Below are 14,916 nucleotides of genomic sequence, written 5' to 3'. Positions count from 1 at the left end.
GGGACCGGGTCGGCATCACGTGGGTGAGGACCCCGGCCGAGGCCGCCCCGCTGCCGTCCGCCCGGAACCGGAAGGCGAGGTCCCCTCGGCGGGCCGGGGCAAGGTGCCCGGCCCGCCGCACACGGGCCGCGCGGCACCGGCGTCGCTGTCGTACGCCCTCAACTGGGCCTGGTTTCCGTGGCAGGGTGGAGCGGGCAAGCCACAGGGGGCCAAGACAAGAGGGGGACCTGTGACCGTCGTCTGGATCAACGGCGCGTTCGGTGCGGGGAAGACGACCACCGCACGGGAACTGATCGAACTGATCCCGAACAGCACGCTCTTCGACCCCGAGGTCATCGGTGCGGCGCTCGCACACCTGCTGCCGCCCAAACACCTCGCCGAGGCCGGCGACTTCCAGGACCTGCCGATCTGGCGCCGCCTCGTGATCGACACGGCGGCCGCCATGCTCGCCGAACTCGGCGGGACCCTCGTGGTCCCCATGACCCTGCTGCGCCAGGAGTACCGCGACGAGATCTTCGGCGGCCTCGCCGCTCGCCGGATAGCGGTCCGGCACATCCTGCTGGCTCCGGCGGAAACGATACTGCGGGAGCGGATAGCGGCCCGCGAGATGCCCGAGGAAGCGGACGGGGAGACGGACGGGGAGATACGCGTACGGCAGTGGTCGTACGACCACATCGAGCCGTACCGGGCCGCCCTCGCCTCCTGGCTGACGGCCGACGCCCATCCGGTCGACACCAGCGCCCTCACCCCGTACGAGACCGCCGTCCGCATCGCCGAGGCCGTCGGGACCGGGGCGGTGCCCGCCTGCGACATCGTGCAGACCCCCGAGCCCACCGGCGAGACCCTCGCCGCCGGCGTCCTCCTCTTCGACGAGCAGGACCGGGTGCTGCTCGTCGACCCCACCTACAAGCCCGGCTGGGAGTTCCCCGGCGGCGTCGTGGAACCCGGCGAGGCGCCCGCCCGCGCCGGGATGCGCGAGGTCGCCGAGGAGACCGGGATCCGCCTCGACGAGGTGCCCGCCCTGCTGGTCGTCGACTGGGAACCGCCCGCGCCCCCCGGCTACGGCGGCCTGCGCCTGCTCTTCGACGGCGGCCGGCTCGACGCCGCGGAGGCCGGCCGGGTGCTGCTGCCGGGCCCCGAACTGCGCGACTGGCGCTTCGTCGACGAGGACGAGGCCGCCGCCCTGCTGCCCCCGGTCCGCTACGAGCGGCTGCGCTGGGCCCTGCGCGCCCGGGAGCGCGGGGCGGCCCTGTACCTGGAGGCGGGCACGCCGGTCGGCTGACACCGGACGGCCGCGGCGCACGTCCACGCTCGCGGCGCCCGGCCAGGACAACCGCGGGGACGGCCCGCGTCCCGCGACGAGGGCCGTCCGCCGTCCCGCGGGGCGCGGACGGGCGGCGCGCTCAGTTCGCCGCGTAGTTCCGCAGGAACAGCGCCTCCGCCACCGACAGCCGCTCCAGTTCCTCGGGGGACACGCTCTCGTTCACGGCGTGGATCTGTGCCTCCGGCTCGCTCAGGCCGATCAGCAGGATCTCCGCCTGCGGGTAGAGCGACGCGAGGGTGTTGCACAGCGGGATGGAGCCGCCCTGGCCGGCGTACTGCATCTCCTGGCCCGGGTACGCCACCGCCATCGCGTCCGCCATCGCCTGGTACGCCGGGCTGGTGGTGTCGGCGCGGAACGGCTGGCCCTGGCCGATCTGTTCGACCTCCACCCGCGCGCCCCACGGCGTGCGCGCCTCCAGGTGGGCCTGGAGCAGCTTGGTGGCCTCGGCGGCGTCCACGCCCGGCGGCACCCGCAGGCTCACCAGCGCCCGGGCGCTCGCCTGCACCGACGGGGTCGCGCCGATCACCGGCGGGCAGTCGATGCCGAGCACCGTCACGGCGGGGCGGGCCCAGATGCGGTCGGCGACCGAGCCGGAGCCGATCAGCTCGACGCCGTCGAGCACCTTGGCGTCCCGGCGGAACTGCTCCTCGTCGTACGCCAGTCCCTCCCAGGTGCTGTCCGACGCCAGACCGTCGACGGCCGTGGAGCCGTCCTCGGCGCGCAGCGAGTCCAGGACGCGGATCAGCGCGGCCAGCGCGTCGGGCGCGGCGCCGCCGAACTGGCCGGAGTGCAGGTTGCCCTCGAGGGTGTCGACCTTCACGCGCAGCAGCGTCATGCCGCGCAGCGTCGAGGTGACCGTCGGCAGACCGACGCGGAAGTTGCCGGCGTCGCCGATGACGATGGTGTCCGCCGCCAGCAGCTCCGGGTGCGCCTCGGCGTACCGCTCCAGACCGCCCGTGCCCTGCTCCTCGGAGCCCTCGGCGATCACCTTGACGTGCACCGGCACACCGCCGTTCGCCTTCAGCGCGCGCAGGGCGAGCAGGTGCATCAGCACGCCGCCCTTGCAGTCGGCGGCACCCCGCCCGTACCAGCGGCCGTCGCGCTCGGTCAGCTCGAACGGCGGCGTGTCCCAGCCCGCCTCGTCCAGCGGCGGCTGCACGTCGTAGTGGGCGTAGAGCAGCACGGTCCTGGCGCCCTCGGGGCCGGGCAGGTAGCCGTACACCGACTGGGTGCCGTCCGGCGTGTCGAGCAGGGCCACGTCCTCGAAGCCCTCGGCGCGCAGCGCGGACGCTATCCAGTTGGCGGCGCCCACGCTCTCACTGCGCGGGAACTGGTCGAAGTCCGCCACCGACTTGAAGGCCACCAGCGCGGCGAGCTCCTCCTTCGCCCTGGGCATCAGCGAGGAGACGGTCTCGGCGACCGGATTCGACGACATGGGCACGCTCCTTGTGGGTGCGACGTTGTACCGATCGGTGGGCGGGCGCCGCCGGCGGCGCCCGCCCACCGCTGTGTACGGGTGATCGTGCGGGTGCGGACACCTCCCGGAGGGCGGGCGGCGTCCGTCGCCGATCCTCCCACAGTGGCCTGCGGCGATGCCCGCCGTAGGATGCGGGGGTCAGGTGCGGCATGCGGTTTGATCGGAGCAGTAGACCATCGTGAGCAGCGAGAACTCTTCGGCGGACGACACGCGTCAGGTCTGGGACGTCGTCGTGGTGGGCGCGGGACCGGCGGGGGCCTCGGCCGCCTACGCGGCGGCGGTCGCGGGGCGGCGCGTGCTGCTGCTGGAGAAGGCGGAGCTGCCCCGCTACAAGACGTGCGGCGGCGGCATCATCGGCCCCTCGCGTGACACCCTGCCCCCCGGTTTCGACCTGCCCCTGCGGGACCGCGTGCACGCGGTGACGTTCTCCCACAACGGCCGCTTCACCCGCACCCGGCGTTCCAAGCAGATGCTGTTCGGCCTGATCAACCGGCCGGAGTTCGACCAGCAACTCGTCGAACACGCCCAGAAGGCGGGCGCCGAGCTGCGCACCGGGGCGACGGTGACGCGGGTCGAGCAGCACGGGTCGGCGGTGCCGGACCGACGCACGGTCGCCGTCGTCCTGCAGGGCGGCGAGACGGTGCTGGCGCGGGCCGTCGTCGGCGCGGACGGCAGCGCGAGCCGGATAGGCGCGCACGTGGGAGTCAAGCTCGACCAGGTCGACCTCGGCCTGGAGGCGGAGATCCCGGTGCCCGACACGGTCGCCGACGACTGGAGGGGCCGGGTCCTCATCGACTGGGGGCCGCTGCCGGGCAGTTACGGCTGGGTCTTCCCCAAGGGCGACACGCTCACCGTCGGTGTGATCTCGGCGCGCGGCGAGGGAGCGGCGACCAAGCGGTACCTGGAGGACTTCATCGGACGGCTCGGCCTCGCCGGCTTCGAACCCAGCATCTCCTCCGGCCACTTGACCCGCTGCCGCGCCGACGACTCGCCGCTGTCGCGGGGCCGGGTGCTGGTGTGCGGGGACGCGGCGGGGCTCCTGGAGCCGTGGACGCGCGAGGGCATCTCGTTCGCGCTGCGCTCGGGACGGCTCGCGGGGGAGTGGGCGGTGCGGGTCGCGGAGGCGCACGACGCCGTGGACGCGCGCAAGCAGGCCCTGAACTACGCGTTCGCCGTCAAGGCCGGGCTGGGCGTCGAGATGAGCGTCGGCAAGCGGATGCTGGCGGTCTTCGAACGCCGCCCGGGGCTCTTCCACGCGGCGCTGACCGGTTTCCGCCCCGCCTGGCGGGCGTTCCGGGACATCACCCAGGGCTCGACGTCGCTGGGCGAGCTGGTCCGCAGCCATCCGCTGGCGCAGCGGGCCCTGTCGGCCATGGACCGGCGGCCCGTGGAGCCCGCGGCCGACGAGGCCGGTTCCTGACCTCGATCCGGAACACCGGGTGGCCGGCGGCGCGCGGGGGCCGGGGTGCCCGCGCGGGCGGGCGGCCGTTGCGGGCGAGGGACGGCGCGGGCTGTGCGGGACGCGCCGCATCCGGCCGCTCTCGCGACCGGGGCGGATCTCTGTGCCTGCCGGGCCGGCCGCGGCCGTGCTTCGCGGAGAAGCCGGTACCGCGCAGGGAAGTCGTACTTCGTGGGAAGTACGCGCGATCACCACGCGCGGGTGACGCCGTCCGGTGCGACGGCGTCTAGCGTGGCGGGCATGGACGGACAGCGCGAGCACGGGGGCGAGTCACCGCGGTGGTGGCGGTACGGGCCCCCGTGGTGGAACCACCGGGGCGACGAGGAGCGCGGCCCCCGCCTGCCCTGGCTCTCCACGGCGCTGATCACGGCGTTCGTGCTGCTCGGCTCGAACTTCGCCGCCCACGCCCAGGCGGGGGAACGGACCCCGCTCGACCTCTTCGCCCGCGTCCTGCTGCTCGTGACCGGCATCGCCCTGCTGGGCCGGCAGCGGTACCCCGTGGCCGTCGTGTTCGGCACGGCCGTCACCACTCTGGTCTACCTGGGCGCCGGATATCCGTACGGGCCGGTGTTCCTGGCCGTCGCGGTGGCCTGTTTCAGTGCCGTCGTCGCCGGGCACCGCAGGGCCGCGTGGACGGCGATGGCCGCGCTGTGGGCCGGGCACGCCCTGCTGGCCCACTGGCTCTACCGGTGGCTGCCCCCGTCCGGGGACCCGGCCGCCTCCTGGGGGCAGGAGCTGGTGATCGCCACCTGGGTGGTGGCGATCGTCGCCGTGTCGGAGCTGGCCCGGACCCGGCGCGAGCAGTGGGCGCGGGAGCGGGCCGAACGCGCCCAGGCCGCCAAGCGGCGCGCGGACCGGGAACGGCTGCGGATCGCCCGCGAACTGCACGACGTCCTCGCCCACAGCATCTCCGTCATCAACGTACAGGCGGGCGTCGGTCTCGCCCTCCTGGACAGCGACCCCGAACAGGCCCGCACCGCGCTCACCACCATCAAGGACAAGAGCAAGGAGGCGCTCGGCGAGGTCCGCCAGGTCCTCGACACCCTCCGCGCCCCCGGCGACGCGCCGCGTGCGCCGGCCCCCGGCCTGGACCGGCTGCCCGAGCTGGTGGACCAGGCGGCGAGCGCCGGCCTCACCGTGGAGGTCGAGGGGGAGCCGCCGCGCCTGCCGCCCGGAACGGACCTCGCCGCGTTCCGGATCGTCCAGGAGGCCCTCACCAACGTCGTACGGCACTCGGGTTCGCGCCGCGCCCGCGTCCGCCTCGCCCGGGACGGCGGCACGCTGCGGCTGCGCATCGACGACGACGGACCCGCGACCGGCGCCGACGCCGGCGGCAGTGGCAACGGGCTGGCCGGAATGCGGGAGCGGGCGGCGGCACTCGGTGGCACCATCGAGGCGGGCCCGCGCCCCGACGGCGGCTTCCGGGTGCTCGCGTCCCTGCCGCTCACCGTGCGGCACGCCGAGGAGGAGGACCGGTGATCCGCGTACTGCTCGCCGACGACCAGTCACTGGTACGGGCCGGCTTCCGGGCGCTGCTGGACGCGCAGCCGGACATCGAGGTGTCCGGTGAGGCCGCCGACGGCGAGGAGGCGGTGCGCGCGATCCGCGAACTGCGCCCCGACGTCGTCCTGATGGACATCCGCATGCCCGTCCTCGATGGTCTGGCCGCCACCCGCCGGGTCACCGGGGACGAGGAGCTGAGGGACGTGAAGGTGGTCATGCTCACCACCTTCGAGCTCGACGAGTACGTCTTCGAGGCCATCCGCTCGGGCGCCTCCGGATTCCTGGTCAAGGACACCGAGCCCGACGAACTCCTGCGCGCCGTACGGGCGGTGGTCGCCGGGGACGCGCTGCTCTCACCGGGGGTGACCCGCCGCCTGATCGCCGAGTTCGCGGCCCGCTCCAAGGAACCCGCCGCCGCCGACGCGCTGGCCCGGCTCACCGAGCGGGAACGGGAGGTGATGGCCCTGGTCGGCATGGGCCTGTCCAACGAGGAGATCGCCCGCCGGCTGGTCGTCAGCCCCCTCACCGCCAAGACCCACGTCAGCCGCACCATGGTGAAGCTGGGCGCCCGCGACCGCGCCCAACTCGTCGTCCTCGCCTACGAATCGGGTCTGGTGCGGCCGGGCTGGCTGGGCTGACCGGCCTGGGCCCGTGGCCGGAAGCGGACCAGCACGCTCACCACGCGGGCGAAGAACACCACGACGGCCAGCGTCACCCCCGTCCCGGTCAGCGTGGAACGCGCACCGCCCGACAGGTCGAACACGTACGCCGGTCCCGCCACGGCACCGAGCAGCACCGCCGCCGCGAACGCCGCGCTGCACAGCGCGTACCCGATCTCGACGGTCATCGCATCCCGCTCGGCCTGCGTCCGCCGTCCCCCATGACCGGTCATGGCGGAAGTGTCCCAGCGCCGGCGGGGGCGGACAAGCGGGGTCGGCCCGACGGCCCGGCGTCAGATGACCGCAGAGGTCTCCCGCCACAGCGCGGCCGGGGCGGGGTCGCCGGTCACGGAGGGGAACGGCACCCGGTTCCACAGCGACAGGTACAGCTGCGCCGCCGGTCCCGCGATCTCGCAGTCGGCGTCCGCCGCCTCGCCCCGCTCGGCCACGGGCGGCCCCTCCGACAGCCGTACGGTCCACACCGCGCCGTCGGCGTCGGTCGCCCGGACCCGCAGCGCCCGGGGCCCGTCGGTGCGGACCCGGCTCTTCTCGCGGGCGTGGAAGCCGGTGAGGAGTTCGTCGATGCCGTCCACGGCGAAGGCGGCGTCGATGCCGGAGGGGGCGCCGCCGCGGGCGGACTCCGCGTCGTAGCGGTGCACCGTCGTCTCGTGCGCCTGCCGCCGCGCCCAGAACGCCAGCGGCGACGGGGCGGGCAGGAAGTGCCAGCACCGAACGTCCGGCGAGGCGCCGGAGAGGGTGTCGACGAGATACCGGTGGCCCTCGCGGAACCAGGCCGTCAGCTCGGCTCCGTCCAGGTCCGGCGGGCCCCCTGCGGGCCGGGGCCCGGTGTGTCCCTCGGCGAGGAACGCCGCCGCCCAGCGGTGTACCGTCCCGGTGTGCCGCAGCAGGTCACGTACCTGCCAGCCGGGGCAGGTCGGTACGTCGGTGCCGGTTCCCGCCTTCTGCGCGGCGGCGGCCAGCAACTCGCCCTCGCGGTCCAGTGTCTTGACGTACACGGCGATCTCCATGGCGGAGAGTGTGCACGATGGAGTGCGCTCCAGGGGAGGGCGGACCGCGTCAGGGCGAGGCCGCCGCGTGCCGGGTCACGACCGTGATGAGCACCGCCACGGCCGCCAGCGCCGCGACGCTGGTGAGCGCGGTCGGCAGCGAGAACCAGTCGGCCATGAAACCGATCGCGGGCGGTCCGAGCAGCATGCCGCCGTAACCCAGAGTGGACGCGGTCGCCACGCCGTCGGGGCCGCCCAGCGCACCGGCCCGTTCCACCGCGACGGGGAACAGGTTGGCGAGCCCGAGCCCGGTGACCGCGAAGCCGAACAGCGCCGCCCACACGGAGGGTGCGAGCGAGCCGAGCAGCATGCCGGCCACGGCGACGGTGCCGCCTGCCACCACCGCCGTCGTCCGGCCGAGGTGTTCCAGCAACGTGGTACCGGTCAGCCGGCCCGCGGTCATGGCGAGCGCGAAGCAGGAGTACCCGGCCGCCGCCAGGCCCGGCGAGGCGTCGAGGTCCTGCTCCAGATGCAGGGCACCCCAGTCGGCCATGGCCCCCTCGCCGTACGCCGTGCACAGCGCGATCAGGCCGAAGGTGAGCACCAGGCGGCGCGCGCGGCCGTCGAGCCGGCGCGGTGCGCCGTCCGCCCGGCGCGGCGCGCGGTCCGGCGGCACGGCGGGCGCGCAGCGCAGCAGGGCGCGGCCCGCGACCAGGGTGACCAGCAGGCCGGTCACGGTGAGGCCGAGCAGATGCCGGGTCGGCGACAGCGCCCCGGCGACGAGTCCGCCGAGCCCCGCCCCGGTCATGCCGCCGAGGCTGAACGCGGCATGGAAGCTCGGCATGACCGGGCGCCGCAGTACGGCCACCAGATCGACGGCGGCGCTGTTGAAGGCGACGTTGATCCCGCCGTACGCGCTGCCGAACACCAGCAGCACGGCACCGAGGGCGAGCGGGGAGTGGGTCAGTGGGGGCAGCGCGATGCTGAGACAGAGCAGGACCGCGCAGGCGACGGTGACGGGATGGCTGCCGTAGCGGCGGCACAGCCGTCCGGTGAGGGTCATGGTGACCACGGCGCCCGCCGAGACACCGAGCAGGGCCAGCCCGAGCGCGGCGGCGGAGGCGCCGGTCTGCTCCTTGACGGCGGGGATCCGCACGACCCAGCCCGCGAAGACGAAGCCGTCGAGGGCGAAGAACGCGGTCAGGGCGATACGGAGACGGGTGAGGTCGTTGCGGGGGCCCGGCACGGCGCTGTGCGAACGGGCTTTGTTTATCTGCGGCACAAAACAGCAGGCTAGGCGCGGGCCCCGGTGAGCGGCAAGGCCGTCCCCGGCCGCCCGCCCCGCCCGGCTCCGTCCCTGGTGAGGGCCGGGATGCCGTCGCATACGCTCGAAGGATCATGATGAACAACCTGTCCCCCCTGGGACCGAAGGCCGACAAGGCCACGGTCAGACGGCACAACCTCAGCCTCGTCCTGAGGGCCGTGCACGACGCGGGGGAGGCGACCCGGGCCGGGATCGCCACGCACGTCGGACTGACCCGCGCCGCCGTGTCGTCCCTGGTGGAACAGTTGCTGGAGTACGGCTTCGTCACCGAGTGGGGCAAGACCAGCAGCGGCCAGGCGGGACGGCCCGGCACCGTTTTGAAGGTGTCCCGGTCGGGTCCGGCGGGCCTGGGCGTCGAGATCAACATCGACTACGTCACCGTGTGCGTGGTCGACCTCGCCGGCACCGACCGGGTACGCCTCGTGGAGCACTGCGACAACCGCGGGGTCCAGCCCTCCGAGGTGCTGGCGCGCGCGGCCCGACTGGCGGCCCGCGCCCTCGGCTCGGCGGCCGAGCAGGACCTCGCACCGGCCGGCGTCCACGTCGCGCTGCCCGGCCTGGTCACCGGCGGCACCGTACGCCAGGCACCCAACCTCGGGTGGCAGCGGGTCGCGGTCGAGGGGCTGTTCGCGCAGGCGCTCCTCGCCCTGCGCCCCGACCACCGCCCCCTGCCGGTCAGCTCAGACAACGAGGCCAACGCCGCGGCGCTCGCCGAGCTGTGGTTCGGGGCGGGCACCGCGGGCGTACGCAGCTTCCTCTACCTGACGGGCGAGATCGGCATCGGCGGCGCGCTGGTCCTGGGGGGCGAGCTGCTGCGCGGCGCGCACGGCTTCGCCGGGGAGATCGGGCACATGGTGGTCGACCCGGACGGTCCGCTGTGCCGGTGCGGGGCCCGCGGCTGCCTGGAGCAGTACGCCGGTCAGGCCGCCCTGCTGGAGGCCGCGGGCATCGACGCGGGCACGGGCGTGCGGGGTGTCGCCGAGCTCGGACGCCGGGCCCGGCAGGGCGAGCCGTCCGCGCTGTCGGCCGTCGAACGGGCGGGACGGCAGCTGGGCGTCGTGGTGTCGGGCGCGGTGAACCTCTTCGATCCCGACGCGGTGATGCTCGGCGGTGTCTACCGCGAGCTGATGGACTGGCTGGCGCCCGCCGTCGACCGCGAACTGGCGCTGCGGGTGGTCTCCGGGCTGTGGACCGAGGACGGCAAGCGGCTGCGGGCCGCCTCCTCGCTCGGCGACGCGGCCCGGGGCGCGGCCGGCGTGATCGTCCGCGAGGTGCTGGCCGACCCGGCCGGGCACGCGGAACGCGGCGGGGACTGAACGGGAACGGGGCGAAGACTGAACGGAAGGCGGCGGGGACTGAACGGGAACGGGGCGGGGCCGAACCGGGAGGGGGCCGCCCGACTGCCCGGCGGCCCCCTCCTCGACGCACGTCACCCGCGGTGCGCGGCGATCAGGTCCCGGTACCAGCGGTAGCTGTCCTTCGGCGTGCGCTTCTGCGTGTCGTAGTCGACCCGCACGATGCCGAACCGCTTGTCGTAGCCGAACGCCCACTCGAAGTTGTCCAGCAACGACCACACGTAGTAGCCGCGGACGTCCACGCCCGCGTCCATCGCCGCCTTCAGCGCGGTCAGATGGCCGCGCAGGTACTCCACCCGGTCGGCGTCGTGCACCGCGCCGTCGGCGGCGACCGTGTCGTCCTCCGCCGAGCCGTTCTCCGTGATGTGGATGGGCGGCAGCGCGTCACCGTACTGCTTCTTGAGCTGGACCAGCAGGTCGGTGAAGGACTCGGGGACCACCGGCCAGTTCATCGCGGTGTGCCGCACGCCGGGAAGCCGTACCTCCTCGTACCGGTTGTCCGTGGCGACGCGGAGCGCCGGGTCGGCCTCGCGGTGCGGGGCGTCGGCGACCACGATCGGCCGGTAGTAGTTGATGCCGAGGAAGTCCAGCGGCTGGGAGATCAGTTCCAGGTCGCCGTCCCGCCGGAAGTCCTCGCCGGTGATCAGCTCGCCGAAGGTCTCCTCCTCCGTCGCCGGGTACCGGCCCGCCAGGATCGGCTCGGTCCACACCAGATTGTGCTGGGTGTCCGCGCGGACCACGGCCGCCAGGTCGGCGGGGGAGTCGGTGGCCGGCAGGTTGCGGTCGAGGTTGAGCGTGATGCCCACCTCCCGCACCCCGGCCGCCCGCAGCGCCTTCACCGCCAGACCGTGGCCGACCAGCAGGTGGTGGACGGCGGCCAGGGCGCCGCGGCCCTCCTTGGCCCCGGGGGCGTGCCGGCCGATGGAGTAGCCGAGGAAGGCGCTGCACCACGGCTCGTTCAGGGTGATCCAGCGCGGCACCCGGTCGCCCAGGTGCTCGGCGACCACCGCCGTGTACTCGGCGAACCGCTCCGCCGTCTCCCGCACCCGCCAGCCGCCTCCCGCGGCGGAGCCGCTGTCGGCCGGAGTCTCCAGGGCCTGCGGCAGGTCCCAGTGGTAGAGGGTGGCGGCCGGTTCGATGCCCGCCGCGAGCAGTTCGTCGACGAGGCGGGAGTAGAAGTCCAGGCCCTTGGTGTTCACCGCGCCCGACCCCTCGGGCACGATGCGCGGCCAGGCGATCGAGAAGCGGTACGAGTCCACGCCGAGGTCGCGCAGCAGCGCCACGTCCTCCCGGTAGCGGTGGTAGTGGTCGCAGGCCACGTCACCGGTGTCGCCGTTCGCGGTCAGGCCGGGGGTGTGGCTGTAGGTGTCCCAGATCGACGGGCCACGGCCGTCCTCCCGCGCGGCGCCCTCGATCTGGTACGAGGCGGTCGCGGCGCCGAAGACGAAGCCGGGCGGGAAGCGGGGGAAGTCACTCATGCGGGGAAGCCCCTCTCCTGGTGTCGGTGGTCACTTGACGGACCCGCCGGTGATGCCGGCGGCGATGTACTTCTGGGCGAGGACGAGCAGGATCGCCGCCGGGACGGCGGACAGTACGGAGGCGGCCATCACCGAGCCCCAGTCGCCGACGTGCGCGCCGATGTACTGGTAGATGCCCAGGGTGACCGGCTTGACCTCGTCGGTGGTGTTCAGGGTGAGCGCGAACATGAAGTCGCTCCACGAGAACAGGAACGCGAACAGGCCCGAGGTGATCAGGGAGTTGCGGCTCATCGGCAGCACCACCCGCAGGAACGTCCGCACCGGTCCGGCGCCGTCCATCTGCGCGGCCTCGATCACCTCGCCGGGGATCGACACCATGAAGGACCGCATCAGCACGATGGAGAACGGGATGCCCAGCGAGGCGTCCGCCAGCATCAGGCCGAAGTAGGAGTTGACCAGGCCCAGGTCGACGTAGGAGTTGTACAGCGCGTTGGCGATGACGATGCCCGGCACCATCTGGGTGATCAGCGTGCCGAACACGATGGTGCGCGAGCCGCGCAGCCCGAACCGGGCGAGCCCGTAGGCCGCGGGCGCCGAGATCGCCAGGCAGATGACGACCGCGCCGAGCGAGACGGCCAGCGAGGTCAGCAGGTGGCCGCCCTGGTCGCTGATCGCCTTGGAGAAACCGGACAGGTCCAGGCCGCCCGGCACCGGGTCGACCTGGAGCAGCCCCGACTCGGGCTGGAGCGCGGTGTTGAGCATCCAGTACAGCGGGAACAGCATCACGCACAGGATGAGCACACCGGCGACGGTGGAGCCCCAGCGGCGCCGGGACCCGGTGGGAGTCTGGTCGGCCATCGTCGGTCACTTCCCTTCGGAGCGGTTGGCCCGCAGGTAGAACACCGCGAACACGGCGGAGATCAGGATCAGTACGTTGCCGACGACGGCGCCCGCGCCGAAGTCCAGCTGGACGAACGAGTTCTGGTACGTGAGCGTGCCCAGGGTCTGCGTGGAGTCGGCGGGGCCGCCGTCGGTCAGGGCGAGGATCAGGTCGAGGATCTTGACCGTCGACATGAAGCCCAGCACGAGCACGACCGTGATGACCGGCTTGAGCATCGGCAGGGTCACGGACCGGAAGGTCCGCCACGCGGAGGCGCCGTCCAGGGAGGCCGCCTCGTGCAGTTCCTTCGGGATCTCCTGGAGACCGCCGTACAGGATGACCATGTTGAACGGGATGCCGATCCAGATGTTGACCAGGATGACGGACAGCAGCGCCATGTGCGGACTGGTCAGCCACGGGGTGTGCCCGCCGAGGCCGAGGGTGTCCAGGAACGAGTTGAGCACGCCCGTGTCCTGGTCGAGGATGCGCCGCCAGACGATGCCGGACACCACCATCGGCACCAGCCAGGGCAGCAGGATCAGCGAGCGCAGCACGCCGCCCAGCGGGAACCGGCGGCTGAAGAACACCGCGAGCGCCAGCCCGATGCAGAACTGCCCGAGCAGCGAACCCGCGGTGAAGACGAGCGTGTGCCACAGCGCCTTGCCGAACAGGGCGTCGTGGAAGACGGCGGACCAGTTGTCGGAGCCGTTGAACGGCGCCTCACCGGTGAAGAAGGTCTTCGGCGTGTAGTGCTGGAAGCTCATCACGACGTTGCGGACGAGCGGGTAGCCGAAGAACAGCAGCATGAAGACGACGGCGGGGGCGACGAACCCCCACTGGGTGAGCCTGCGCCGGCGCGCGGCCCGGGCCGGGTCCGGCGCGGCCTTCGAGGCCGCCCCGGCGGGTGCCTGTGCGGTGACGGTGGACGTGGTCATGGTGGCGATTCCTCAGTTCCCGCTCGTGGCCCGCTGCTGGGCGCGCTTCAGGGCGGCCTCGCTGGACTGGCCGGTCAGGGCGGACTGGAAGGCGCTCTGCAGGGCGAGCGACACACCCGACCAGCCGGCGCCGAGCTTGGCGGTCCGGGACCGGGCGGTGGCGACCTGGTCGGCGAGGGCGTCCAGCTCGGGCACCCGCTCGCGCCACACGGCCGCGGCCTTGGCGTTCGCCGGGACCATCCAGCTGTTGAGAGCGTAGGTCAGCTGCTCCTTCCGGCTGGACAGACAGGCGACGATCCGGCCGGCCGTCCTCTCCCGCTCCGGGTCACCCGTCTTCGGCACGGTGAGCACCGCGCCGCCCAGCGGGCCCACCGAATCGCCTCCGGCCTCGGGCACCGGGATGCGCGCGATGCCCCAGTGCAGCGACTTGTCGGTGTTGAGGGTCTCCACCTGCCACGGGCCGTTGATCATCATCGCCGCGTTGCCGGCCATGAACTGGTCGTTGACGTCGGCCTGCGTCCAGTTGACCGTCGACTTCGACAGCGAACCGTCCTTCAGCAGGCTCTTCCAGTAGTCGAGCGCCTCGGCGACCTGTGGACTGTCCAGCTTCGTCTCGTCGCCGCCGTTGGACCACATGAACGGCGTGAACTGGAAGACGCCGTCCTCGGCGCCGCCCGCGCTGAGCGCCAGCCCGTACTGCTTGCCCCGCGTGAGCTTCTTCGCGGCCTCCCGCAGCTCGGCCCAGGTGCCGGGTACCTGGACACCCGCCTTGTCGAGGACGTCCTTGTTGTAGAAGAGGGCGAGCGTGTTCACGGACCGGGCGGCGCCGTAGTACGTCCCCTTGTACGAGCCGAAGTCGACGATGCCCTCGGGGATGTCGGTCGTGCTCAGCCCGAGCGCCCGGAGGTCGACGAGGCCGCCGGCGTCGGCGAACGTCGGCATCTCGGAGGCGTCGAACTGGACGATGTCCGGCAGCGACTTGGACGACGCCATGCGCAGTGCCTTCGTCATCACCTGCGCCGCGGGGACGCTCTGCTGCTCGATGGTGACGCCCAGCTGCTCACCGCAACGGGCCATCGCCTCCGCGTCCCAGCGGTGGTACGACTCGTCGGTCGAGGAGTTCATCACGGTGTACACGTCGGCGTCGCGCTGCTGCCCGCAGCCGGTCAGTGCCGTACCCGCGACCAGGACGGAGACGGCGGCGAGCGGGACGACGGCTCTGCGTGAGCGTTCGCGCCCGCAGTGCGCGGCGTTGAAGCGCTTCGACATCATGCGGCCCTTGCTGTCGTACGGTCCGGCTTCCTTGCCGGACTGTTTTGTTTGTTGTGATGACTAATACGTCAGGGGCGGGTCCCGGCGCTAGGGGGAAGTGGCCTCCGTCTCGCTGTTCCGCCGCGTGAGGGAGGCGTTCTTTTCGGTAATAACCCCTGTTCAGAGCGATTATATCGGTGAGGAGGCCTCGGTTTACCGGTTTGTTTTGTGTACGATCAAAACGCTGTGGGACGGCCTCCGTGC

The 14,916-nt window shown here is 73.0% G+C and carries 13 protein-coding genes; 5 read left to right on the top strand and 8 right to left on the bottom strand.

Annotated features, from left to right (window positions below):
* The first annotated feature begins 229 nt into the window (after positions 1–229).
* Positions 230–1,282, top strand: a complete 1,053-nt coding sequence (locus ACIRFH_RS09365; protein ID WP_403518471.1) for an NUDIX domain-containing protein — start codon at positions 230–232, stop codon at positions 1,280–1,282.
* A gap of 121 nt (positions 1,283–1,403) precedes the next feature.
* Here ACIRFH_RS09365 and ACIRFH_RS09360 read toward each other — a convergent pair whose 3' ends face one another.
* Positions 1,404–2,759, bottom strand: coding sequence for a dipeptidase (locus tag ACIRFH_RS09360; RefSeq protein ID WP_403518469.1), 1,356 nt, complete (start codon positions 2,757–2,759; stop codon positions 1,404–1,406).
* Positions 2,760–2,979: 220 nt separating this feature from the next.
* Here ACIRFH_RS09360 and ACIRFH_RS09355 point away from each other — a divergent pair, with 220 nt between their 5' ends.
* The 3 genes from ACIRFH_RS09355 (at position 2,980) to ACIRFH_RS09345 (ending at position 6,401) form a co-directional block, all read left to right on the top strand.
* Positions 2,980–4,221, top strand: a complete 1,242-nt coding sequence (locus ACIRFH_RS09355; RefSeq protein WP_403518467.1) for a geranylgeranyl reductase family protein — start codon at positions 2,980–2,982, stop codon at positions 4,219–4,221.
* Between the two features lie 279 nt (positions 4,222–4,500).
* The gene (locus tag ACIRFH_RS09350; RefSeq protein WP_403518465.1) at positions 4,501–5,739 is read left to right on the top strand and encodes a sensor histidine kinase; all 1,239 of its coding nucleotides are present in this window, start codon (positions 4,501–4,503) and stop codon (positions 5,737–5,739) included.
* Entirely contained in the window at positions 5,736–6,401 is a 666-nt protein-coding gene (locus tag ACIRFH_RS09345) for a response regulator (RefSeq protein WP_403518463.1), read from the top strand. The genes ACIRFH_RS09350 and ACIRFH_RS09345 overlap by 4 nt, the downstream gene beginning before the upstream one ends.
* Here the strand turns inward: ACIRFH_RS09345 and ACIRFH_RS09340 are convergent.
* The 3 genes from ACIRFH_RS09340 to ACIRFH_RS09330 are packed head-to-tail and all read right to left on the bottom strand — an operon-like array spanning position 6,362 to position 8,675.
* Positions 6,362–6,655 (bottom strand): DUF6332 family protein, encoded by a 294-nt coding sequence (locus tag ACIRFH_RS09340; RefSeq protein WP_403518461.1) that lies wholly within the window; start codon positions 6,653–6,655, stop codon positions 6,362–6,364. The genes ACIRFH_RS09345 and ACIRFH_RS09340 overlap by 40 nt on opposite strands.
* Before the next feature lie 60 nt (positions 6,656–6,715).
* Positions 6,716–7,450, bottom strand: coding sequence for a maleylpyruvate isomerase family mycothiol-dependent enzyme (locus ACIRFH_RS09335; RefSeq protein WP_403518459.1), 735 nt, complete (start codon positions 7,448–7,450; stop codon positions 6,716–6,718).
* A 49-nt stretch (positions 7,451–7,499) separates the two neighbouring features.
* Positions 7,500–8,675 (bottom strand): MFS transporter, encoded by a 1,176-nt coding sequence (locus ACIRFH_RS09330; RefSeq protein ID WP_403518705.1) that lies wholly within the window; start codon positions 8,673–8,675, stop codon positions 7,500–7,502.
* 152 nt (positions 8,676–8,827) lie between these two features.
* Here ACIRFH_RS09330 and ACIRFH_RS09325 point away from each other — a divergent pair, with 152 nt between their 5' ends.
* Complete coding sequence (locus ACIRFH_RS09325) at positions 8,828–10,069, top strand: ROK family protein (RefSeq protein ID WP_403518457.1); 1,242 nt, start codon at positions 8,828–8,830, stop codon at positions 10,067–10,069.
* Positions 10,070–10,182: 113 nt separating this feature from the next.
* On the opposite strand, the gene ACIRFH_RS09320 is transcribed toward ACIRFH_RS09325, so the two are convergent.
* Genes ACIRFH_RS09320 through ACIRFH_RS09305 form a run of 4 tightly spaced genes read right to left on the bottom strand, consistent with a single transcriptional unit; the run spans position 10,183 to position 14,670 of the window.
* Positions 10,183–11,586 carry a GH1 family beta-glucosidase gene (locus ACIRFH_RS09320; protein WP_403518455.1) on the bottom strand — a complete coding sequence of 468 codons (1,404 nt, stop codon included), beginning with the start codon at positions 11,584–11,586 and terminating at the stop codon, positions 10,183–10,185.
* Positions 11,587–11,616: 30 nt separating this feature from the next.
* A complete protein-coding gene (locus ACIRFH_RS09315) occupies positions 11,617–12,444 on the bottom strand; it encodes a carbohydrate ABC transporter permease (protein WP_403518453.1) in 828 nt (275 codons plus the stop codon).
* A 6-nt stretch (positions 12,445–12,450) separates the two neighbouring features.
* The gene (locus ACIRFH_RS09310) at positions 12,451–13,401 is read right to left on the bottom strand and encodes a carbohydrate ABC transporter permease (protein ID WP_403518451.1); all 951 of its coding nucleotides are present in this window, start codon (positions 13,399–13,401) and stop codon (positions 12,451–12,453) included.
* A 12-nt stretch (positions 13,402–13,413) separates the two neighbouring features.
* Positions 13,414–14,670, bottom strand: a complete 1,257-nt coding sequence (locus ACIRFH_RS09305) for an ABC transporter substrate-binding protein (protein WP_403518703.1) — start codon at positions 14,668–14,670, stop codon at positions 13,414–13,416.
* Positions 14,671–14,916 lie beyond the last annotated feature (246 nt).

The organism is Streptomyces sp. NPDC093586 (assembly GCF_044764905.1).
Classification (GTDB): domain Bacteria; phylum Actinomycetota; class Actinomycetes; order Streptomycetales; family Streptomycetaceae; genus Streptomyces.
The sequence above is the reverse complement of the archived record's forward strand: the minus strand, read 5'-3'. Positions and strand labels throughout refer to the sequence as shown.

What these genes read in the sequence shown, in the direction of transcription:
- ACIRFH_RS09325 (WP_403518457.1), top strand. Translation starts at nt 8,828, where the DNA reads ATGATGAACAACCTGTCCCCCCTGGGACCGAAGGCCGACAAGGCCACG.
- ACIRFH_RS09320 (WP_403518455.1), bottom strand. Translation starts at nt 11,586, where the DNA reads ATGAGTGACTTCCCCCGCTTCCCGCCCGGCTTCGTCTTCGGCGCCGCG.
- ACIRFH_RS09350 (WP_403518465.1), top strand. Translation starts at nt 4,501, where the DNA reads ATGGACGGACAGCGCGAGCACGGGGGCGAGTCACCGCGGTGGTGGCGG.
- ACIRFH_RS09360 (WP_403518469.1), bottom strand. Translation starts at nt 2,759, where the DNA reads ATGTCGTCGAATCCGGTCGCCGAGACCGTCTCCTCGCTGATGCCCAGG.
- ACIRFH_RS09310 (WP_403518451.1), bottom strand. Translation starts at nt 13,401, where the DNA reads ATGACCACGTCCACCGTCACCGCACAGGCACCCGCCGGGGCGGCCTCG.
- ACIRFH_RS09305 (WP_403518703.1), bottom strand. Translation starts at nt 14,670, where the DNA reads ATGTCGAAGCGCTTCAACGCCGCGCACTGCGGGCGCGAACGCTCACGC.
- ACIRFH_RS09315 (WP_403518453.1), bottom strand. Translation starts at nt 12,444, where the DNA reads ATGGCCGACCAGACTCCCACCGGGTCCCGGCGCCGCTGGGGCTCCACC.
- ACIRFH_RS09335 (WP_403518459.1), bottom strand. Translation starts at nt 7,450, where the DNA reads ATGGAGATCGCCGTGTACGTCAAGACACTGGACCGCGAGGGCGAGTTG.
- ACIRFH_RS09340 (WP_403518461.1), bottom strand. Translation starts at nt 6,655, where the DNA reads ATGACCGGTCATGGGGGACGGCGGACGCAGGCCGAGCGGGATGCGATG.